Consider the following 19503-nt stretch of genomic DNA (forward strand, 5'->3'; position numbering starts at 1 on the left):
ACTGGGTGGGGCTGGCGGCGGCTGCGGGTTGCGCCGGGTATCATTACACGCTGATTCGTGACCGCGACCGGATGCGGTGTTTCGCGGCGTTCCGGCATAACAACTGGCTGGGGGCCTGTGTGTTTGCGGGGACGGCGGTGGCTTATGCAATTCGCTGATTAGATCCCGCTGGTTTTCTCCCCTCTCCCGCTTGCGGGAGAGGGGAGCGTTCACATGGGGCGGCGGCCAGGTCAGAGCGCCCGCGGTTTGGCCGCGCCTCAATCCTTCCCGAACTCCGCCCCCATCTCCTTGCCCCGCGCCGCGGCAGCATGCATCGCGCGCACGAAGGCATCACCAATGCCCGAAGCCTCCATCGCCGTCAGCGCCGCATACGTCGTGCCGCCCTTGGACGTCACGCGCTCACGCAGCGTCGACACCGGCTCGGAAGACTGCCCGGCCAGGGTAGCAGCGCCACGGAAGGTCTCTACCGCCAGTTCGCGGCCTTGCTCCGCCGTCAGGCCCAGCTCGGTGGCGGCGCGTTCCATCGCTTCGATAAAGTAGAAGACATAGGCCGGCCCACTGCCGGAAATGGCGGTGACCGCATCGATCTGGTCATCCCCATCCACCCATACGCACTTGCCGACGGCCTCGGCCACCGCGCTGGCGATCGCGCGGTCTTCGGCCGACAGCCCGGCCGGCGCGGCCAGCCCGGTCATGCCCATGCCGGCCAGCGCCGGCGTATTCGGCATCGCCCGCACCAGCCGGGCGCGCCCGTCCAGCCAGCGCTCCATGTCCTGCAGCCGGATGCCGGCGGCCACGCTGATCACCAGGTTGCCCTTGCCGCTGGCCGGCAGGATCGGCAGCAGCTGCGCCGCGGCGTCGCGGAACTGCTGCGGCTTGACCGCCAGCACCAGCACGTCGCAGGCGCCGAAGGCGGCATCCGGCGCGCCGGCGGCATGCACGCCGAGGTCGCGCGCCAGGCGTTGCTGGGCCTCGGGGAAGGGGTCGACCACGCGGATCGAGCCGGCCGGCACGCCGCGGGCGATCAGGCCGCCGATCAGTGCGGTGGCCATGTTGCCGCCGCCGAGAAAGCCAAAGGTAAGGGTATCGAGCATGGAGATCCGTTGGGGGGCTTGAAGGGAATGGACTGGGCGCGCCGGACTACGGGTATTGGCGCGCTCCGAAAATGGCGGTGCCGATCCGCACCAGCGTGGCGCCCTCGGCGATGGCGGCTTCCATGTCGCCCGACATGCCCATCGACAGCGTGTCGAGGTCCAGGCCGTCGGTGCGCAGCGCCTGCAGCATGGCGCGCATGGCCGCGAACGGGCGGCGCTGCGCGGCGGGGTCGTGCTCGGGCTCGGGGATGGCCATCAGCCCGCGCAGGCGCAGGCCTGGCAGCGCGGCGACGGCATGTGCCAGGCCGGGCACCTCTGCCGGGGCGACGCCGCTCTTGCTGGCTTCGCCGCTGATATTGACCTGGATGCAGACCTGCAGCGCGGCCATGCCGGCCGGGCGCTGGGCCGACAGCCGCTCGGCGATCCTGAGCCGGTCGACGGCGTGCACCCAGTCGAAATGCTCCGCCACCAGGCGGGTCTTGTTGCTCTGCAGCGGGCCGATGAAATGCCATTGCAGGCGGTGGCGCAGGTCGGCCAGCGCGGCGATCTTGTCGACGCCTTCCTGGACGTAGTTTTCGCCGAAAGCGACCTGTCCGGCGGCGTATGCGGCCCTTATGCGGTCGGGGGGAACGGTCTTGGAAACCGCCAGCAGGGCGATGTCCGCGGGCTGTCTGCCGGCTTGTTGTGCGGCCGCCGCGATGCGCTGGTGAACGGCTTGCAAGTTGGCGGCAATTACAGACATAATCCGGCGAACATACAAAAGAAAGTACGCAAAGTACTGATAACTAGGGTGGGGTCATTATAGATGGACATCGCGCAGCTATTGGCTTTCGCTGTCAAGAACAAGGCGTCTGATCTTCATCTCTCCGCGGACATGCCGCCGATGGTGCGGATCCACGGCGACATGCGCCGGATCAACATCGCCTCGATGACGCACAAGGATGTCCACGCCATGGTGTACGACATCATGAGCGACACCCAGCGCAAGGCCTACGAAGAACGCCTCGAAATCGATTTCTCGTTCGAGATCGCCGGCCTGTCCCGCTTCCGGGTCAATGCCTATAACACCCAGCGCGGCGCCGCCGCGGTGTTCCGTACCATTCCCTCCAAGGTGCTCACGCTCGAAGAGCTGCGCGCGCCCGCGGTGTTTGCCGACCTGTGCATGAAGCCGCGCGGGCTGGTGCTGGTGACGGGCCCGACCGGCTCGGGCAAGTCCACCACGCTGGCGGCGATGGTCGACCATCGCAACGAAAGCGACATGGGCCACATCCTCACGGTGGAGGACCCGATCGAATTCGTGCACAGCTCCAAGAAGAGCCTGATCAACCAGCGCGAGCTGGGGCCGCACACGCATTCGTTTGCCAACGCGTTGCGCTCGGCACTGCGTGAAGACCCGGACGTGATCCTGGTGGGTGAGCTGCGCGACCTGGAAACCATCCGCCTGGCGCTGACCGCGGCCGAGACCGGCCACCTGGTCTTCGGCACGCTGCACACCAGCTCAGCGGCCAAGACCATCGACCGCGTGGTCGATGTGTTCCCGCCCGAAGAGAAGGACATGGTGCGCACCATGCTGTCGGAATCGCTGGAGGCGGTGATCTCGCAGACGCTGCTGAAGACGCGCGACGGCAATGGCCGCACCGCCGCGCACGAGATCATGATCGCCACGCCCGCGATCCGCCACCTGATCCGCGAGAACAAGATCGCGCAGATGTACTCGATGATGCAGACCAGCAGCGGGCTGGGCATGCAGACGCTGGACCAGTGCCTGTCTGACCTGATCAAGCGCAGCGTCATCAGCTACAACGACGCGCGCGCCATCGCCAAGAACCCCGACGCGTTCATGGGCTGAGGCCCGCTCCCCAGCAGGACACCGACATGCTCGATCGCGAATCCGCCGCCAAGTACATCAACGACCTGCTGGAGCTGATGGTCAGCAACCGCGGCTCGGACCTGTTCATTACCTCTGACTTCCCGCCGGCGATCAAGGTCGACGGCAAGATCAAGCCGGTGTCGCAGCAGCCGCTGAACCCGACCCAGGCGCTGGGCCTGGTGCGCTCGGTGATGAACGAGCGCCAGGTGCAGGACTTCGACACCAGCCGCGAATGCAATTTCGCGATCACCGCGCCCAAGGCCGGGCGCTTCCGCGTGTCGGCCTTTATCCAGCAGGGCAAGGCCGGCATGGTGGTGCGCACCATCAATACGCGCATTCCCTCGGTGGCCGACCTGGACCTGCCGGCGACGCTGCATGAGGTGGTGATGGCCAAGCGCGGGCTGGTGATCGTGACCGGCGCCACCGGCTCGGGCAAGTCGACCACGCTGGCGGCAATGCTGGATCACCGCAACGCGCATTCGTACGGCCATATCATCACCATCGAGGATCCGATCGAGTACGTGCATGCGCACCAGAACTGCATCGTCACGCAGCGCGAGGTCGGCATCGATACCGAGTCCTGGCACGTGGCGCTGAAGAACACGCTGCGCCAGGCGCCCGACGTGATCCTGATCGGCGAAATCCGTGACCGCGAGACCATGGAGTACGCGATGCAGTACGCCGAGACCGGCCACCTGTGCCTGGCCACGCTGCACGCCAACAATGCCAACCAGGCGATCGACCGCGTGGTCAACTTCTTCCCCGAGGAAAAGCGCCAGCAGCTGCTGATCGACCTGTCGCTGAACCTGAAGGCGATGATCTCGCAGCGCCTGCTGCCGCGCGCCGGCAAAAAGGGGCGCGTGCCGGCGGTGGAGATCATGATCGGCACGCCGCTGGTGGCCGACCTGATCTTCAAGGGCGAGATCCACGAGCTCAAGGAAGTCATCAAGAAGTCGCGCGAGCAGGGCATGGTCTCGTTCGACCAGGCGCTGTTCGACCTGTACGAGGAAGGCAAGATCACCTACGAGGACGCGCTGCGCAATGCCGACTCGCTCAACGACCTGCGCCTGATGATCAAGCTGCACAGCGCGAGCGCCAAGGACACCGACCTGGGTGCCGGCACCGAGCATCTCAATGTCATCTGATTCGTGCACGGTGATGCGCATGGCGTTATGCTTGGGCCACGCAAGGGCCAGTTCCGGCCCCAGGAGTCTGCCATGAGCAATGTCTACCAGTTCGAAGCCAACTCGCTGGCCGGCCAGCCGGTACCGCTGTCGCAGTTCCAGGGCAAGGTGATGCTGGTCGTCAACACCGCCAGCGAATGCGGGTTCACGCCGCAGTACGAGGGCCTGCAGAAGCTCTACGACGAATACCACGAGCGCGGCCTGGAGGTGCTGGGCTTCCCGTGCAACCAGTTCGGCAAGCAGGAGCCGGGCGATGCGCAGCAGATCGGCCAGTTCTGCGAAACGCGCTTTGCGGTGCGCTTCCCGATGTTCGCCAAGATCGACGTGAACGGTGCCGACGCCCATCCGCTGTACCAGTGGCTGACCACGGAAAAGCGTGGCGTGCTCGGTACCCAGGGCATCAAATGGAACTTCACCAAGTTCCTGCTGCGCCGCGACGGCACGGTGTTCAAGCGCTATGCACCGACCACCAAGCCCGACGAGCTGCGCGCCGATATCGAGATGCTGCTGTCCGACCCGGCTGCCTGAGCGGGACTAGGTGCCGCTGGCGCGCACCGCGCGCAGGAAACCGTTGAGCGAGCGGTCGGGCGTTTCGTGGAAATGGTCGTCCAGCATGCGGATGGCGCGGCAGCGGTCCAGCCGGAAGCTGCGATAGTCCGAGCGCGTGGTGCACCACGTCGCCAGCAACCAGGCATTGCCCCAGAAGAACAGGCCCAGCGGCATCACCACGCGTTCGGTGATGCGCTGCTGCACGTCGCAATAGTCGAGCAGCAGCAATTTCTGTTCGCCCAGCGCCCCGTGTACCACGTCGAAGGCCTCGCGCACATGCGCCTGGTTGACGTATTCCGGCGCGAACACGCGGCTTTGCTGCGCTGCCAGCCGGCGCGGCGGCGGCAGCGCGGCCATCAGTTTTTCCAGCGCGGGATCGGCCGCGGCGGCCAGCGCGCCGCCGCCCCAGGCTTTCAGGAGGCGCAGGCCGGCGACCAGTGCTTCGACTTCCATGGCGGTGAACATCAGCGGCGGGACATCGAAGTCGGCGCGCAGCCGGTAGCCGATGCCGGCCTCGCCCTCGACCGGCACGCCTGACAGCGACAGCGCCTGGATATCACGGTAGACGGTGCGTTCCGATACCCCGAGCCGCTGCGCCAGCAGCGCCGCCGTGGTCAGGCGGCGGCCGCGCAGCACCTGCACGATCTGGAACAGGCGGTCGGCGCGGCGGCTCATCGGGGGCGGCTTGCCATCGGGGTCAGGCGGCCACGGGCTCGTGCAGCCCGATGCGGTTGCCTTCGCTGTCGGTGATATGGGCGATGCGGCCGATCTCGCCCGGCAGGCGCAGCGGCCCGAACACCGTCTTGCCGCCGGCGCGCGCGGCGCGCTCCAGCAGCACATCCAGTTCCGGCGCATGCAGGTACGGCACCGCGCCGTAGTAGTTGCTGGGGCGATAGCCCTCGCCGGCGACCAGCGCGCCGCCCGGGTCGGGGTGGGGGAACACGGCCATGTCGACCTGGCTCATGGTCTCGCGGCGCAGCTGGATATTGAACACCTGCTCGTAGAAGCCGACCGCGCGGCTCATGTCGACGACGGGGATTTCCAGCCAGTTGATCAGACGGTTGCTCATGACAGACTCCTTGGTTCCAGGTGAAGGGGAGTGGGGAGCTCGCATCATGCGCGGGGGCTGCTGACAGCGTGCTGTCAGGAGCGTGTCAGTGTGGCATCCACGCCGCCATCACCGGCACCATGATCGCCGTCAGCACGCCGTTCAGGCCCATGCCCAGCGCGGCAAAGGCGCCGGCTTCCTGGTTGACCTGGAAGGCGCGAGCGGTGCCGATGCCGTGGGCCGCCACGCCGGTGGCGAAACCGCGCACGCTGTAGTCGCGGATGCGCAGCAGGTTCAGCACGCTGGTGGCGCTGACCGCGCCGATGATGCCGGTGGCCATCACCAGCACCGCGGTCAGCGAGGGCAGCCCGCCGATCTTCTCGGCCACGCCCATGGCGATCGGGATCGTCACCGACTTGGGCGCGAGCGAGCGCACGGTCTCGGGCGATGCGCCCAGCAGCCAGGCAATTCCCACCGCCGACACCACCGCCACCACCGAGCCCGCCACCAGTCCTGCCAGCAGCGGGAACACATGGGTGCGCAGCTTGGGCAGCTGCAGGTACAGCGGCACCGCCAGTGCCACCGTGGCCGGCCCCAGCAGGAAGTGCACGAACTGCGCGCCGTCGAAGTAGGTCTTGTAGGGCGTGCCGGTGACGGTCAGCACCGTGACCAGCAGCGCCACCGCGATCATCACCGGGTTGGCCAGCGGCGAGAAGCGCGAACGCTCATAGATGCGGAAGGCAAAGACGTAGGCCAGCAGCGTGGCGGTCAGCCCGACCAGCGGGCTCGCGGCCAGGTAGACCCAGATCTCGTTGAGGCGGGGCGTCATCATGCCTGCTCTCCTTTCGCATCGGCGGGCGGGACATCGGCGCGCTTGCGCATCAGCATGCGCGTGACCACGGCGGTGGTGGCGATGGCCAGCCAGGTGGACACCACCAGCGCCACCAGGATCGGCATCCATTCGCCCTCGATGCGGTTGGCATGGACCATGATGCCGACGCCGGCCGGCACGAACAGCAGCGACAGGTGCTTGAGCAGCTCAGTGGTGGTGCCCTGGATGATGGGCAGCAGGCGGTCGTCGAAGGCGAGCCAGCCGAACAGCAGGATCATACCCAGCACGGGGCCGGGCACCGGCAGGGTCAGCGCGTAGCTGATCACCTCACCGATGGACTGGAAAACCAACAGGATTGCAAAGGTCTGGAGCATGGGGGCGTGGCGTTTGGTCGCAGGTGCGCGGCGCGCGTCCGGAAGGGATGCGCGCTGCCGCCCATGCTGCCCGCCCGCGCTAGCCGAGCATCTTGTCGACCAGTTCGATCCAGTGCATCACCGGGGTGCCGGTGCCGCCCTGCAGGTGCGCGATGCAGCCGATATTGGCCGAGACGATGGCTTCGGGCTGCGTGGCCTGCAGTTTGGCGAGCTTGTCGTCGCGCAGGCGGTAGGCCAGTTCCGGCTGCAACACCGAATAAGTGCCCGCCGAGCCGCAGCACAGGTGGCTGTCAGCGCAGAGTTTGACTTCGACGCCGAGGCCGGTCAAGAGCGCTTCGACTTTGCCGCGGATCTGCTGGCCGTGCTGCAGCGTGCAGGGCGGGTGGTAAGCCACGCGCCGGTTGTCGCGCGGGACCGCGCCGGCCAGGGTGTGCAGCTCGTCGGCAAAGTCCGGCAAGACTTCGGACAGGTCGCGCGTCAGCGCCGAGACGCGGCGGGCGCGCTCGGCGTACTTCGGATCGTTGCGCAGCAGGTGGCCGTAGTCCTTGACCATCGCGCCGCAGCCCGAGGCGGTCATCACGATGGCCTCGGCGCCGTCCTCGATATGCGGCCACCAGGCATCGATATTGCGGCGCATATTGTCGAGGCCGCCGTCGTGGTCGCCGGTGTGGAAGCGGATCGCGCCGCAGCAGCCGGCTTCGCGCGCCACCAGCAGTTGTACGCCGACACGGTCGAACACACGCGCAGTTGCGGCATTGATGTTGGGCGACATTGCCGGCTGCACGCAGCCGTCGAGCAACAACATCTTGCGTGCATGCGCATTGCGCGGCCACGTGCCGGGCGCGGCGGTGCTGGACAGCGCCGGCACCTTGTTGCGCAGCGTGCCCGGCAGCAGCGGCCGCACCATCTGGCCCAGGCGCAGCGCCGTGCCGAACAGCGCAGGGCGCGTCAGCCCCTCGCGCAGCACCCAGCGCGCGATGCGCTCGCGGGCGGGGCGCTGCACGCCTTCGGCCTCGAGCTTGTCGTCGACCAGCTTGCGGCCGATATCGACCAGGCGGCCGTAGCGCACGCCCGACGGGCAGGTCGATTCGCAGTTGCGGCAGGTCAGGCAGCGGTCCAGGTGCAGGCGCGTGCTTTCGGTGATGGCATGGCCTTCCAGCACCTGCTTCATCAGGTAGATGCGCCCGCGCGGGCCGTCCAGCTCATCGCCGAGCAACTGGTAGGTGGGGCAGGTGGCGGTGCAGAAGCCGCAATGCACGCAGTTGCCGACGATGGATTTGGCTTCCTCGCCTTCGGGCGTGTTGCGAAGAAAATCGGCCAGGTTCGTTTGCATGGTGTGGGGAGGTTGTGCCGGGGGGATGCCTGGACGTGCCGGGTCAGAGCCCGGGGTACATGCGCTGCGGGTTGAAGATGCCGGCCGGGTCGAAGGTCTCTTTCAGGCGGCGGTGGATCGCGGCCAGCGGCGAGGCCAGCGGCGTGAACACGCCCACTGACTTGTCGCCATTGCGGAACAGCGTGGCATGGCCGCCGGCGGCCTGCGCCACGGCGCGCACGCTTTCGGCATCGGTCTTGTCAGTGCCGTCCTCGGGCAGCCACCAGCGCTGGCCGCCGCCCCATTCGATCAGCTGTGGGCCCGGCAGCGCCAGCGGCGCGGCGATGGTGGGCACGGCCAGGCGCCACAGCGCGCGGCCCGCCTGGGCGGGGGCGAAGAACGGGTGGGTCTGCTCGCGCAGCGATTGCCACAGCGCCGCGGCTTCCGCAGCGTCCACGCGCTCGCCGCCCAGCCTGGCGCACGCGGCGCGCACGGCGGCGGTGGCGCCGGCCAGGCGCACGTGCAGCACGCCCGCGTGCCAGGCCGAAGACGCCAGCGGCAGCGGCTGGCCGCCCCAACGGTTCAGGTGCTCGATGGCATCGGCCTGCGCCAGCTCGAAGCGCAGCGTGGCCTCGTCGAACGGTGCCGGCAGCACCTTGACCGACACCTGCAGGATCAGCCCGAGCGTGCCGAGCGAGCCCGCCAGCAGCCGCGACACGTCATAGCCCGCCACGTTCTTCATCACCTGGCCGCCGAAGTCCATCACCTCGCCGCGGCCGTCCATCAGCTGCGCGCCCAGCATGAAGTCGCGCAGCGCGCCCACCGACTGCCGGCGCGGGCCCGACAATCCCGCGGCCACGGCGCCGCCCAGCGTCGCGGTGCTGGGCTGGCCCGGCAGTGCGAAATGGGGCGGCTCGAAGGCCAGCATCTGGCGCTTCTCGGCCAGCGCCGCCTCGATCTCGGCCAGCGGCGTGCCGCAGCGCGCGGTGATCACCAGCTCGGCCGGGTCGTAGTCGACGATGCCGGCATAGGCGCGCGTGTCCAGCAGCTGGCCCGCGGCGGGCTGGCCGTAGAAGTCCTTGCTGCCGCCGCCGCGCAGCCGCAGCGCGGTGCGGGTCTCGGTGGCTTGCCTGACGGCGTCGCGGATGGCGTCGAGGGTGGCTTGCATATGCGTCGTGGGGTAGGGAAGGCCGGCTCAGGAGCCGGCAGGTCCGCCGGGCACTTCCGGCCGGTCGTTCTGGTATTCGGGCAGCTGGCTGCCGCAATGCTTGCAGTAGCCGGCGTCGGGTTCGTGGCCCTCGGTCAGGCAATGGGTGCAGGTGCGCGTGGTGAGCGGCCGCTTCAGGATGCTGGCGGCCAGCTCGGCGCCGACGATACCGGTGGGGAAGGCGATGATGCCGTAGCCCAGCAGGATGGTCAGCGAAGTGATGAACTGCCCCAGCGGGGTCTTGGGCACCATGTCGCCGAAGCCCGTGGTGGTCAGCGTCACCACCGCCCAGTACATGCTGACCGGGATGCTGGTGAAGCCGTGCTGCGGGCCTTCCACCACGTACATTACCGTGCCCAGGATCACCGTGATGATGAACACCGTGCCCAGGAACACGAAGATCTTGCGGCGGCTGTTGACCAGCGCGCGGTACAGGATCTCGGCTTCCTCGAAGTACACGGTCAGCTTCAGGATCCGGAACACGCGCAGCAGCCGCAGCAGGCGCACGTCGATCAGGAAATGCAGCTCGGGCAGGAAGAAGGCCAGCCAGGTCGGCATGATCGAGACGAAGTCGATGATGCCGTAGAAGCTGAACACATAGCGCCACGGCCGGCGCACCACCAGGATGCGCATCACGTACTCGGCCGTGAAGAACAGCGTGAACATCCATTCCAGCACGGTGAACGCCAGCCCCAGGCGGTTGTTCACCGCGGGCAGGCTGTCGAGCATCACCACCGTCACGCTGGCGACGATGGCCAGCAGCAGCGCGACATCGAAGAGCCGGCCCTCGCGGGTATCGGCCTCGAAGATGATGGTGTACCAGCGCTGGCGCCAGCCGGCCTCGGGCTGCCCCAGGCGCTGGCGGACGAACGCTTCCTGCTGCTGGCGTCGGCGTGGGCTGGACATGGCGTGGCTCAGAAGCGCGGCAGTTCCGGGTGCGGCAGCAGGCCCCGCTTCACATGCATCTTGCCGTACTCCGCGCAGCGCGCCAGCGTGGGGATGGCCTTGTCCGGGTTGAGCAGCCGCGCCGGGTCGAAGGCGGCCTTGACGCCGAAGAAGGCATCGCGCTCGGCGGGCGAGAACTGCACGCACATCGAGTTGAGCTTCTCCACGCCCACGCCGTGCTCGCCGGTGACGGTGCCGCCCAGTTCCACGCAGGTTTCCAGGATGTCGGCGCCGAACAGCTCGGCGCGGTGCCATTGGTCCTGGTCCGCGCCATCGAACAGCACCAGCGGGTGCATGTTGCCGTCGCCGGCATGGAACACGTTGATGCAGCGCAGGCCGTACTTTTGCTCCATGGCTTCGATGCGCCTGAGCAGCGTGCCGATGTGCTTGCGCGGAATGGTGCCGTCCATGCAGTAGTAGTCCGGCGAGATCCGGCCGGCGGCGGGGAAGGCGTTCTTGCGGCCGCTCCAGAAGCGCAGGCGCTCGGCTTCGTTCTGCGAGACCACGATGCGGGTGCAGCCCGATGCCGTCAGCACCGCGATCATGCGTTCGATTTCCTCGGCCACTTCTTCCGGGGTGCCGTCGGATTCGCACAGCAGGATGGCGGCGGCATCCAGGTCATAGCCCGCATGCACGAACTGCTCGACCGCGGCGGTGGCGGGCTTGTCCATCATTTCCAGTCCGGCCGGGATGATGCCGGCGGCGATCACGTCCGCCACCGCATTGCCGCCTTTCTCGACATCGTCGAAGCAGGCCATGATCACCTGCGCCAGCTGCGGCTTGGGGATCAGGCGCACCGTGACCTCGGTGACCACGGCCAGCATGCCTTCGGAGCCGATCAGCACGGCCAGCAGGTCCAGGCCCGGCGAGTCGGGGGCCTCGGAGCCGAACACCACCACCTCGCCCTCCATCGTCACCGCGCGCACGCGCAGCACGTTGTGCACGGTCAGGCCGTACTTCAGGCAGTGCACGCCGCCGGAGTTCTCGCTGACGTTGCCGCCGATGGTGCAGGCGATCTGCGAGGACGGGTCCGGCGCGTAGTACAGGTTGTGGGGTGCGGCGGCGTCGGAGATCGCCAGGTTGCGCACGCCCGGCTGGACCACCGCGGTGCGCGAGTACGGATCGACCGACAGGATGCGCTTGAACTTGGCCAGCGACAGCACCAGGCCCTCGGCGATCGGCATGGCGCCACCCGACAGGCTGGTGCCGGCGCCGCGCGGCACCACCGGCACGCCCAGCTTGTGGCACAGGCGCAGGATCGCGCAGACCTGTTCCTCGGTGTCGGGCAGGGCCACGGCCATCGGCACCTGGCGGTACGCGGCCAGGCCGTCGCATTCATAGGGGACGGTGTCTTCCGGCTTCCACAGCAGCGCGGCATCCGGCAGGATCTGCGCCAGGCCGGCCAGCAGCGCGCTGCGGCGGCCTTCGGCCGTGGCATGGGCGCCGTCGGGGGCGATGGTTTGGGCTTCGTGCGGGGCATTCATGAACGACTCCTGTGGGGCCTCCTGGATGGCGGCCGGTGCGCGGCCTGCCGGTCGCGGCAATGCAGGGCCTGCCGCGGGGACGGGTGACTATAGCGCAGGGCACCTGGCGCGGGCACCACGGGACACGTGAATTCCGCATGGCAGGCCGATCAAAAATGCTCATCATGGCTGCGCGGGAAATCACTCCTGGCAGGCGACGCAAGTCCAGCGTACACCGCAGCGCGGGTGCAGGGAAGGCGGTCCGGCCGGACTCAGCGTGCCGGCGGCTGCGGCAGGAAGCAGACCATGTCGAGCTTGTCGTGGAAGTGCGGCGCGACGTACAGCGCATCCGGCTCCAGCCCCGTGCGCACGAAGCCGAGCGACTCGTACAGCCGCACCGCGCCCGCGCTGCCGGCATTGACGCACAGCGTCACCTGGCGCACGCCCGGCATGGCGGCGGCCTGTTCCATGGCCCGCTCCATCAGCGCGCGGCCGAGCTTGCGGTCGCGCCAGCCCGGGGCCACGTACATGCCCCAGATAAAGGCCTTGTGCCGGTGCTTGGCGTTTTCCTCGCGCATCACCCCGACCACGCCGGCCAGCGCGCTGCCATCGCTGCCGTCGACAAAGGCGCCGAATACGGCCTTGCCCTCGGTCGCGGCCAGGCGCCCGGCGACGACTTCCAGCGGCCGGTCCTGTTCCTCCTCCAGGCTGGAAGCGAAGGCTTCCGGCGCTTCGGCCAGGCCGTGCAGCCGCAGCGCCTGGAAGGCGGCGGCATCGGCGGGGGTCAGCAAGCGGATTTCCATGGGGTCAGTCTCCTACCAGTCCAGGCTCAGCAGCCAGTCGACGAAATAGCGCGCCTCGGGCTTGAGCGGGGCCTGTTCGCGCTCGACGATGTAGTAGCCGTGCGGCGAGACCGATTCCACCTCCAGCAGCCGCACCATCTGCCCCAGCGACAGCCAGTGCCGCGCCATGCGCTGGCGCACCAGCGCCACGCCCTGGTTGGACGCGATCGCCTCCAGCATCAGGCCGATGTCGTTGAACTGCGGCCCGGTCTGCGGCTCGGCCCAATCCAGCCCGGCAGTCTCGAACCACGGCTTCCACGGCTCCAGCGGACTGCGCAGCAGCACCAGGCCGTGCAGGTGCTCGGGCTTGGTGATGGCGCGGCCGTTGACGCGCTCGTAGTACTCGCGCCCGCACGCCGGGAACACCGGCTCGACCAGCAGCCGGGTGGTCTTCAGGTCAGGGTAGCGGCCGGTGCCGTAGCGGATCTCGACATCGGTGTCCTCGGCCTTGACGTCCAGGAACGGGATCGCCAGGTGCAGCTCGAGGTCGATATGCGGATACAGCGCGCCGAACTCGGGCAGGCGCGGCACCAGGTGCTGGCGCCCGAAGGTGGGCGGGATCGCCACCCGCAGCCGGGTGCGCAGCTTGTTGTATTCGGGCCGCGCCAGCTCGTTGAGCGACTTGAGCGCGTCCTGCACGTTGCGCAGATAGCGCGTGCCGGCGGCGGTCAGCCGCAGCGCCGCGTTGGCGCGCACGAACAGGTCTTCGCCCCACAGCTCCTCAAGATTCTTGATGCGGTGCGAGACCGCGCTGGGCGTGACCGACAGCTCTTCGGCCGCGCGCGCGAAGCTGCCCAGGCGCGCCGCTGCCTCGAAGGCGATCAGCAGGTGCAGCGGCGGGACGCGGTTGAACATGGAGGCCATCAGCTCGGCACGCCTTACTGCGAGCCGCCGCGCGTGGCGCTGAAGATCTTGCCCGGGTTGAGGATGTGCTTGGGGTCCAGCGCGTCCTTGATCGCGCGCATCACGTCGAGCGCATCCTCGCCGTGTTCTTCCACCAGGAAGCGCTGCTTGTGCAAGCCCACGCCGTGCTCGCCGGTGCAGGTGCCGCCCATCGCCAGCGCGCGTTCGACGATGCGCTGGTTGATGGCCTCGGCCTCGGCCATCTCTTCGGGCTTGTCGGGGTCGACCAGGATCGCCACGTGGAAGTTGCCGTCGCCGACATGGCCGACGATGGGGCAGGGCAGCGCCGAGGCGTTCAGGTCCTTCTCGGTCTCGGTGACGCAGTCGGCCAGGCGCGAGATCGGCACGCACACGTCGGTGGTCACCGACTTGCAGCCCGGCTTGAGCTGCAGCATGGCGAAGTAGGCGGTATGGCGCGCGTTCCACAGCCGGCTGCGGTCCTCCGGGCGGGTGGCCCACTCGAAGCCCTGGCCGCCGTGCTCGGCGGTGATCTGCTGCACGGTCTCGGCCTGCTCGCGCACGCCGGCCTCGGTGCCGTGGAATTCGAAGAACAGGTGCGGGGTCTCGGGCAGGGTCAGGTTGTCGTGGCGGTTGATGGCGCGGATCGCCAGCGCATCGACGAACTCCACGCGCGCCACCGGCACGCCCAGCTGGATGGTCTGGATTACCGCCTGCACCGCGCTGCCCATGCTGGGGAAGGCGCACACCGCGGCGGAGATCGCCTCCGGCTGCGGGTAGAGCCGCACCGTCACCTCGGTGATGATGCCGAGCGTGCCTTCGCTGCCGATAAAGAGCCGGGTCAGGTCATAGCCCGCCGCCGACTTGCGCGCCTGCGTGCCGGTGCGGATCACGCGGCCGTCGGCGGTTACCACTGTCAGCGCCAGCACGTTCTCGCGCATGGTGCCGTAGCGCACCGCGTTGGTCCCGGAGGCGCGCGTGGCGCACATGCCGCCCAGCGAGGCGTCGGCGCCCGGGTCGATCGGGAAGAACAGGCCGGTGTCCTTGATTTCCTGGTTCAGCTGCTTGCGCGTGACGCCGGGCTGCACGGTCACGGTCAGGTCCTCGGGCTGCACCGCCAGCACGTGGTTCATCTGCGACAGGTCCAGACTGATGCCGCCTGCCACGGCCAGCAGATGGCCTTCCAGCGACGAGCCCGCGCCGTACGGGATCAGCGGCACGCCATGCTGGTTGCACAGGCGCGCCACCTCGGCCACTTCCTCGGTGCTGTGGGCGAAGACCACGGCGTCGGGCACGGCCGGCGGGAACGGGGATTCGTCGCGGCCGTGGTGTTCGCACACGCCGGCGGAGGTGGTGAAGCGGTCGCCGAAGCGCGCCGCCAGGGCTTCGCTGAAGGCGGGCGGCAGCGGACGGCGGGCGAGCGTGGCGGACGGCGTGGGGTGGTTCATGCGGGTCTCCGGCGGGTCGGCGCGACGGTGGTGCCGGCGGCGGCGCTGCGGAGCAAGCTCCGGTCTGGCCGGCAGGGGCGCGACCCGGTTATCGAATGGGCGACGAATGGGGGCTACCGGCATTCTACGCCGCGCGGCGGCTCATGCACCCTGGCCGGGCACTGCGGCGGCCGGTACTGGCCGATAGCCGCACAGCAAGCGCCGGGACACAAGCGCTTGGCGCGCCGAGGCGGTCCGGCGCGATAATGCGTCTTTCCCCCGGGCGCCCCGCGTTGCAGGGCGGACCACGACTACCACACGCTTACGAGGAGACCGGCATGGGCAACCGCCTGTCCAAGATTGCCACCCGCACCGGCGACGCCGGCACCACCGGCCTGGGCGACGGCAGCCGCACCGGCAAGGCCAGCCCGCGCATCGCCGCCATCGGCGACGTCGACGAGCTCAACTGCCACGTCGGCGTGCTGCTGACCGAGGCCCTGCCCGACGACGTGCGCGCCGCCCTGCTGCATATCCAGCACGACCTGTTCGACCTGGGTGGCGAGCTGTCCATCCCGGGCTACACCCTGCTCAAGCCTGAGCAGGTGGCGCAGCTCGATACCTGGCTCGCCGACTACAACGCCAACCTGCCGCGGCTGGCCGAATTCATCCTGCCCGGCGGCAGCCGCGCCGCGGCGCAGGCCCATGTCTGCCGCACCGTGTGCCGCCGTGCCGAGCGCGCGCTGGTGGCGCTGGGCGCGGCCGAGCCACTGAACGCGGCCCCGCGCCAGTACCTGAACCGGCTGTCGGACCTGATGTTCGTGCTGGCGCGGGTGCTGAACCGGGCCGGCGGCGGTTCCGACGTGTTGTGGCAGCGCGATCGCGACGCGCCAGGAGGTATGGAATAGGCCACTTTCGGCGGCCGCGCCGCGCCGTCCGCTTAACCTGCGGCGGCGGATGCCGTTGAAAGCATGCAGAAACCGAGAAAATTACTCGGATTTGCCGGTTCTGCCCTTGAAAAGCCCCCGGGCGGCCACATTTCGGCCTCAGGTTGAATTGCAGCCGCGCGGATAGCGCCGGCTCAAGAGGAGAGAATAATGGGTAAGATCATCGGTATCGACCTCGGTACCACCAATAGCTGCGTCGCGATCCTGGAAGGCAACACCCCCAAGGTCATCGAAAACTCGGAGGGTGCCCGCACCACCCCGTCGATCATCGCCTACATGGAAGACGGCGAGATCCTGGTCGGCGCGCCGGCCAAGCGCCAGGCCGTCACCAATCCGCGCAACACCCTGTACGCGGTCAAGCGCCTGATCGGCCGCAAGTTCGAAGAGAAGGAAGTCCAGAAGGACATCGGCCTGATGCCGTATTCCATCGTCAAGGCCGACAACGGCGACGCATGGGTGTCGGTGCGCGACCAGAAGCTGGCGCCGCCGCAGGTTTCCGCCGAAGTGCTGCGCAAGATGAAGAAGACGGCCGAGGACTACCTCGGCGAGCCGGTGACCGAAGCCGTGATCACCGTGCCGGCCTACTTCAACGACTCGCAGCGCCAGGCCACCAAGGACGCCGGCCGCATCGCCGGCCTCGACGTCAAGCGCATCATCAACGAGCCGACCGCGGCCGCGCTGGCGTTTGGCATGGACAAGAACGAGAAGGGCGACCGCAAGATCGCCGTGTATGACCTCGGCGGCGGCACCTTCGACATCTCGATCATCGAGATCGCGGACGTGGACGGCGAGAAGCAGTTCGAAGTGCTGTCGACCAACGGCGACACCTTCCTGGGCGGCGAAGACTTCGACCAGCGCATCATCGACTACATCATCAGCGAGTTCAAGAAGGACCAGGGCGTGGACCTGTCCAAGGACGTGCTCGCGCTGCAGCGCCTGAAGGAAGCCGCTGAAAAGGCCAAGATCGAACTGTCGAGCTCGCAGCAGACCGAGATCAACCTGCCGTACATCACGGCCGATGCCTCGGGTCCGAAGCACCTGAACCTGAAGATGACCCGCGCCAAGCTCGAATCCCTGGTGGAAGAGCTGATCACGCGCACCATCGAGCCGTGCCGCATCGCCATCAAGGACGCGGGCGTCAAGGTCAGCGACATCGACGACGTGATCCTGGTGGGCGGCATGACCCGCATGCCCAAGGTGCAGGAACAGGTCAAGGAGTTCTTCGGCAAGGAAGCGCGCAAGGACGTGAACCCGGATGAAGCCGTGGCCGTCGGCGCCGCGATCCAGGGCTCGGTGCTGTCGGGCGACCGTACCGACGTGCTGCTGCTGGACGTGACGCCGCTGTCGCTGGGGATCGAGACCCTGGGTGGCGTGATGACCAAGATGATCACCAAGAACACCACCATCCCGACCAAGCATGCGCAGGTGTTCTCGACCGCCGACGACAACCAGCCGGCGGTGACCATCAAGGTGTTCCAGGGCGAGCGTGAAATGGCCTCCGGCAACAAGCTGCTGGGCGAGTTCAACCTGGAAGGCATTCCGCCCGCAGCGCGCGGCACGCCGCAGATCGAAGTGTCGTTCGACATCGACGCCAACGGCATCCTGCACGTGGGCGCCAAGGACAAGGCGACCGGCAAGGAAAACAGGATCACCATCAAGGCGAACTCGGGCCTGTCGGAAGACGAGATCCAGCGCATGGTGAAGGACGCCGAGGCCAACGCCGAGGAAGACAAGAAGGCCCGCGAGCTGGCTGATGCCCGCAACCAGGCCGACGCGCTGATCCACTCGACCAAGAAAGCGCTCACCGAATACGGCGACAAGCTGGAAGCCGGCGAGAAGGAAAAGATCGAAGCCGCGATCAAGGAACTGGAAGACGCCGCTCGCGGCGGCGACAAGGCCGAGATCGATGCCAAGGTCAACGCGCTGTCCGAAGTCAGCCAGAAGCTGGGCGAGAAGGTCTACGCCGACATGCAGGCCAAGGCTGGCGAAGGCGCCACGGCCGGTGCTGCTGCCGGTGCCGGCGCGGCCGGTGGCCAGCAGGCGCAGCCGCAGGACGACAACGTTGTGGACGCCGAATTCAAGGAAGTCAACGACAAGAAGTAATCGGGACACGCGGGCGGCGGTGCAGGCACTGGCCGGCACCGCCCCCGTCCCGACGCCGGGCGCGGCCATCGGACCCAGCGGGAAACCGCCGTCGGATGCCTCGCTCGGCTTTTTTGCTATTCGCCGGTATCGCGCCACATGTGCGTGCCGGCCAAAAAGGTTTGAGCCACCATGGCAAAACGTGACTATTACGAAGTGCTCGGGGTAGGCAAGAACGCGAGCGACGACGAGATCAAGAAGGCTTATCGCAAGCTCGCGATGAAGTACCACCCGGACCGCAATCCGGAAGGCAAGGACGGCAAGATCGCCGAGGAAAAATTCAAGGAGGTCAAAGAGGCCTACGAGATGCTTTCCGACCCGGAGAAGAAGGCGGCCTACGACCAGTATGGCCATGCCGGTGTCGACCCCAATATGGCGGGCGGCTTCGGCGGTGCGCAGGGCTACGGCGGTTTCGCCGAGGCCTTTGGCGACATCTTCGGCGACATTTTCGGCCAGCAGGCCGGTGGCCGTCGCGGCGGCGGCGGCCCGCAGGCCTATCGCGGCGCCGACCTGCGCTACAGCATGGAGATCTCGCTGGAGCAGGCCGCGCACGGCCACGAGGCGCAGATCCGCGTGCCGCACTGGGACGACTGCGACCACTGCCACGGCAACGGCGCGGAGCCGGGCTCGAGCGTGGAAACCTGCCCGACCTGCCACGGCGCGGGCCAGGTGCGCGTGTCGCAGGGCTTCTTCACCATGCAGCAGACCTGCCCGAAGTGCCACGGCAGCGGCAAGTACATCCCCAAGCCGTGCACCAAGTGCCACGGCCAGGGCAAGCTGAAGTCGCAGAAGACGCTGGAAGTGAAGATCCCGGCCGGCATCGACGAAGGCATGCGCATCCGCTCGTCGGGCAACGGCGAGCCGGGTATCAACGGCGGCCCCCCGGGCGACCTGTATGTGGAAGTCCACATCAAGGCGCACCCGATGTTCGAGCGCGACGGCGACGACCTGCACTGCCAGATGCCGATCTCCTTCGCCACCGCGGCGCTGGGCGGCGACCTGGAAGTGCCGACGCTGAGCGGCAAGGCCACCTTCCCGGTGCCTGAAGCCACCCAGTCGGGCAAGACCTTCCGTCTGCGCGGCAAGGGCATCAAGGGCGTGCGTTCCGGCTATCCGGGCGACCTCTATGTGCATGTGAACGTGGAGACGCCGGTCAAGCTGACCGAGGCGCAGAAGGAGATGCTGCGCCAGTTCGACCGCTCGGTGCATGAGGGCGGCTCGCGCCACAGCCCGCAGGAGCAATCCTGGCTGGACAAGGTGAAGAGCTTCTTCAGCTGACCGGGTTTGCAGTATCGGACCGGCCACGTGCGAGCGTGGCCGGTTTTGTTTTTGGCGCGCGATAATGCCAAGGTTGTCCCCACCGCCCCTTTCCTGACGATTTCCCCGTGGTAGCCAGCATCCAGCCCCCG

The 19503-nt window shown here is 67.9% G+C and carries 19 protein-coding genes and 1 pseudogene; 7 read left to right on the forward strand and 13 right to left on the reverse strand.

From position 1 onward, the window contains the following. Window positions 1–158, forward strand: a pseudogene (locus tag AC3WRR_RS34920) (4-hydroxybenzoate octaprenyltransferase); the annotation flags it as partial. A 99-nt stretch (window positions 159–257) separates the two neighbouring features. On the opposite strand, the gene proC reads toward AC3WRR_RS34920, so the two are convergent. Together proC and AC3WRR_RS34930 are read right to left on the reverse strand one after the other, a co-directional pair. Beyond that, window positions 258–1094, reverse strand: coding sequence for a pyrroline-5-carboxylate reductase (gene proC / locus AC3WRR_RS34925; RefSeq protein WP_011615991.1), 837 nt, complete (start codon window positions 1092–1094; stop codon window positions 258–260). Between the two features lie 46 nt (window positions 1095–1140). After that, window positions 1141–1836, reverse strand: coding sequence for a YggS family pyridoxal phosphate-dependent enzyme (locus AC3WRR_RS34930; protein WP_010815051.1), 696 nt, complete (start codon window positions 1834–1836; stop codon window positions 1141–1143). Window positions 1837–1899: 63 nt separating this feature from the next. Here AC3WRR_RS34930 and AC3WRR_RS34935 point away from each other — a divergent pair, with 63 nt between their 5' ends. The 3 genes from AC3WRR_RS34935 to AC3WRR_RS34945 all read left to right on the forward strand — a co-directional run bounded on the left by AC3WRR_RS34935 (window position 1900) and on the right by AC3WRR_RS34945 (window position 4676). Beyond that, on the forward strand, window positions 1900–2943 hold the full coding sequence (locus tag AC3WRR_RS34935) for a type IV pilus twitching motility protein PilT (protein ID WP_010815050.1): 1044 nt from the start codon (window positions 1900–1902) through the stop codon (window positions 2941–2943). Between the two features lie 26 nt (window positions 2944–2969). After that, complete coding sequence (locus tag AC3WRR_RS34940; RefSeq protein ID WP_010815049.1) at window positions 2970–4109, forward strand: PilT/PilU family type 4a pilus ATPase; 1140 nt, start codon at window positions 2970–2972, stop codon at window positions 4107–4109. Between the two features lie 72 nt (window positions 4110–4181). Continuing rightward, on the forward strand, window positions 4182–4676 hold the full coding sequence (locus AC3WRR_RS34945) for a glutathione peroxidase (protein WP_010815048.1): 495 nt from the start codon (window positions 4182–4184) through the stop codon (window positions 4674–4676). Window positions 4677–4682: 6 nt separating this feature from the next. On the opposite strand, the gene AC3WRR_RS34950 is transcribed toward AC3WRR_RS34945, so the two are convergent. The 11 genes from AC3WRR_RS34950 to AC3WRR_RS35000 all read right to left on the reverse strand — a co-directional run bounded on the left by AC3WRR_RS34950 (window position 4683) and on the right by AC3WRR_RS35000 (window position 15029). Next, on the reverse strand, window positions 4683–5372 hold the full coding sequence (locus AC3WRR_RS34950) for a helix-turn-helix transcriptional regulator (protein ID WP_010815047.1): 690 nt from the start codon (window positions 5370–5372) through the stop codon (window positions 4683–4685). Window positions 5373–5394: 22 nt separating this feature from the next. Beyond that, window positions 5395–5766 (reverse strand): VOC family protein, encoded by a 372-nt coding sequence (locus AC3WRR_RS34955; RefSeq protein WP_010815046.1) that lies wholly within the window; start codon window positions 5764–5766, stop codon window positions 5395–5397. Between the two features lie 85 nt (window positions 5767–5851). Further along, on the reverse strand, window positions 5852–6577 hold the full coding sequence (locus tag AC3WRR_RS34960) for an LrgB family protein (protein ID WP_010815045.1): 726 nt from the start codon (window positions 6575–6577) through the stop codon (window positions 5852–5854). Then, window positions 6574–6951: a CidA/LrgA family protein gene (locus AC3WRR_RS34965; protein WP_011615990.1), complete on the reverse strand. Its 378-nt coding sequence runs from the start codon at window positions 6949–6951 to the stop codon at window positions 6574–6576. Before AC3WRR_RS34965 ends, AC3WRR_RS34960 begins: the two co-directional genes overlap by 4 nt. A gap of 79 nt (window positions 6952–7030) precedes the next feature. Further along, window positions 7031–8284, reverse strand: a complete 1254-nt coding sequence (glcF, locus tag AC3WRR_RS34970; protein ID WP_011615989.1) for a glycolate oxidase subunit GlcF — start codon at window positions 8282–8284, stop codon at window positions 7031–7033. A 43-nt stretch (window positions 8285–8327) separates the two neighbouring features. After that, window positions 8328–9431, reverse strand: a complete 1104-nt coding sequence (gene glcE / locus AC3WRR_RS34975) for a glycolate oxidase subunit GlcE (RefSeq protein WP_010815042.1) — start codon at window positions 9429–9431, stop codon at window positions 8328–8330. 27 nt (window positions 9432–9458) lie between these two features. Further along, complete coding sequence (locus AC3WRR_RS34980) at window positions 9459–10376, reverse strand: ion transporter (protein WP_011615987.1); 918 nt, start codon at window positions 10374–10376, stop codon at window positions 9459–9461. 8 nt (window positions 10377–10384) lie between these two features. Beyond that, window positions 10385–11899, reverse strand: a complete 1515-nt coding sequence (locus AC3WRR_RS34985) for an FAD-linked oxidase C-terminal domain-containing protein (protein ID WP_439668235.1) — start codon at window positions 11897–11899, stop codon at window positions 10385–10387. A 251-nt stretch (window positions 11900–12150) separates the two neighbouring features. After that, window positions 12151–12681, reverse strand: coding sequence for a GNAT family N-acetyltransferase (locus AC3WRR_RS34990; protein ID WP_010815039.1), 531 nt, complete (start codon window positions 12679–12681; stop codon window positions 12151–12153). Between the two features lie 12 nt (window positions 12682–12693). Next, window positions 12694–13584, reverse strand: a complete 891-nt coding sequence (locus tag AC3WRR_RS34995) for a LysR substrate-binding domain-containing protein (protein ID WP_011615985.1) — start codon at window positions 13582–13584, stop codon at window positions 12694–12696. A 14-nt stretch (window positions 13585–13598) separates the two neighbouring features. Continuing rightward, the gene (locus AC3WRR_RS35000) at window positions 13599–15029 is read right to left on the reverse strand and encodes an FAD-binding oxidoreductase (protein WP_011615984.1); all 1431 of its coding nucleotides are present in this window, start codon (window positions 15027–15029) and stop codon (window positions 13599–13601) included. 317 nt (window positions 15030–15346) lie between these two features. Here AC3WRR_RS35000 and AC3WRR_RS35005 point away from each other — a divergent pair, with 317 nt between their 5' ends. From AC3WRR_RS35005 to dnaJ, 3 genes are all read left to right on the forward strand, one after another. Further along, entirely contained in the window at window positions 15347–15913 is a 567-nt protein-coding gene (locus AC3WRR_RS35005; protein WP_492299480.1) for a cob(I)yrinic acid a,c-diamide adenosyltransferase, read from the forward strand. 189 nt (window positions 15914–16102) lie between these two features. Further along, window positions 16103–18055, forward strand: coding sequence for a molecular chaperone DnaK (gene dnaK, locus AC3WRR_RS35010; RefSeq protein ID WP_010815035.1), 1953 nt, complete (start codon window positions 16103–16105; stop codon window positions 18053–18055). Between the two features lie 171 nt (window positions 18056–18226). Beyond that, a complete protein-coding gene (gene dnaJ / locus AC3WRR_RS35015; RefSeq protein ID WP_010815033.1) occupies window positions 18227–19372 on the forward strand; it encodes a molecular chaperone DnaJ in 1146 nt (381 codons plus the stop codon). Window positions 19373–19503 lie beyond the last annotated feature (131 nt).

The organism is Cupriavidus sp. FW305-3-2-15-C-LB2, assembly GCF_058787575.1.

Bases quoted from the DNA above. Each gene is read 5' to 3' on its own strand.
- AC3WRR_RS35000 (WP_011615984.1), bottom strand. From the start codon at position 15,029: ATGAACCACCCCACGCCGTCCGCCACGCTCGCCCGCCGTCCGCTGCCG.
- dnaJ (WP_010815033.1), top strand. From the start codon at position 18,227: ATGGCAAAACGTGACTATTACGAAGTGCTCGGGGTAGGCAAGAACGCG.
- AC3WRR_RS34955 (WP_010815046.1), bottom strand. From the start codon at position 5,766: ATGAGCAACCGTCTGATCAACTGGCTGGAAATCCCCGTCGTCGACATG.
- AC3WRR_RS34940 (WP_010815049.1), top strand. From the start codon at position 2,970: ATGCTCGATCGCGAATCCGCCGCCAAGTACATCAACGACCTGCTGGAG.
- AC3WRR_RS34980 (WP_011615987.1), bottom strand. From the start codon at position 10,376: ATGTCCAGCCCACGCCGACGCCAGCAGCAGGAAGCGTTCGTCCGCCAG.
- AC3WRR_RS34935 (WP_010815050.1), top strand. From the start codon at position 1,900: ATGGACATCGCGCAGCTATTGGCTTTCGCTGTCAAGAACAAGGCGTCT.
- glcF (WP_011615989.1), bottom strand. From the start codon at position 8,284: ATGCAAACGAACCTGGCCGATTTTCTTCGCAACACGCCCGAAGGCGAG.
- glcE (WP_010815042.1), bottom strand. From the start codon at position 9,431: ATGCAAGCCACCCTCGACGCCATCCGCGACGCCGTCAGGCAAGCCACC.
- AC3WRR_RS34990 (WP_010815039.1), bottom strand. From the start codon at position 12,681: ATGGAAATCCGCTTGCTGACCCCCGCCGATGCCGCCGCCTTCCAGGCG.
- AC3WRR_RS34985 (WP_439668235.1), bottom strand. From the start codon at position 11,899: ATGAATGCCCCGCACGAAGCCCAAACCATCGCCCCCGACGGCGCCCAT.
- AC3WRR_RS34950 (WP_010815047.1), bottom strand. From the start codon at position 5,372: ATGAGCCGCCGCGCCGACCGCCTGTTCCAGATCGTGCAGGTGCTGCGC.
- AC3WRR_RS34995 (WP_011615985.1), bottom strand. From the start codon at position 13,584: ATGGCCTCCATGTTCAACCGCGTCCCGCCGCTGCACCTGCTGATCGCC.
- AC3WRR_RS34960 (WP_010815045.1), bottom strand. From the start codon at position 6,577: ATGATGACGCCCCGCCTCAACGAGATCTGGGTCTACCTGGCCGCGAGC.
- AC3WRR_RS34965 (WP_011615990.1), bottom strand. From the start codon at position 6,951: ATGCTCCAGACCTTTGCAATCCTGTTGGTTTTCCAGTCCATCGGTGAG.
- AC3WRR_RS35005 (WP_492299480.1), top strand. From the start codon at position 15,347: ATGGGCAACCGCCTGTCCAAGATTGCCACCCGCACCGGCGACGCCGGC.
- AC3WRR_RS34930 (WP_010815051.1), bottom strand. From the start codon at position 1,836: ATGTCTGTAATTGCCGCCAACTTGCAAGCCGTTCACCAGCGCATCGCG.
- AC3WRR_RS34945 (WP_010815048.1), top strand. From the start codon at position 4,182: ATGAGCAATGTCTACCAGTTCGAAGCCAACTCGCTGGCCGGCCAGCCG.
- proC (WP_011615991.1), bottom strand. From the start codon at position 1,094: ATGCTCGATACCCTTACCTTTGGCTTTCTCGGCGGCGGCAACATGGCC.
- dnaK (WP_010815035.1), top strand. From the start codon at position 16,103: ATGGGTAAGATCATCGGTATCGACCTCGGTACCACCAATAGCTGCGTC.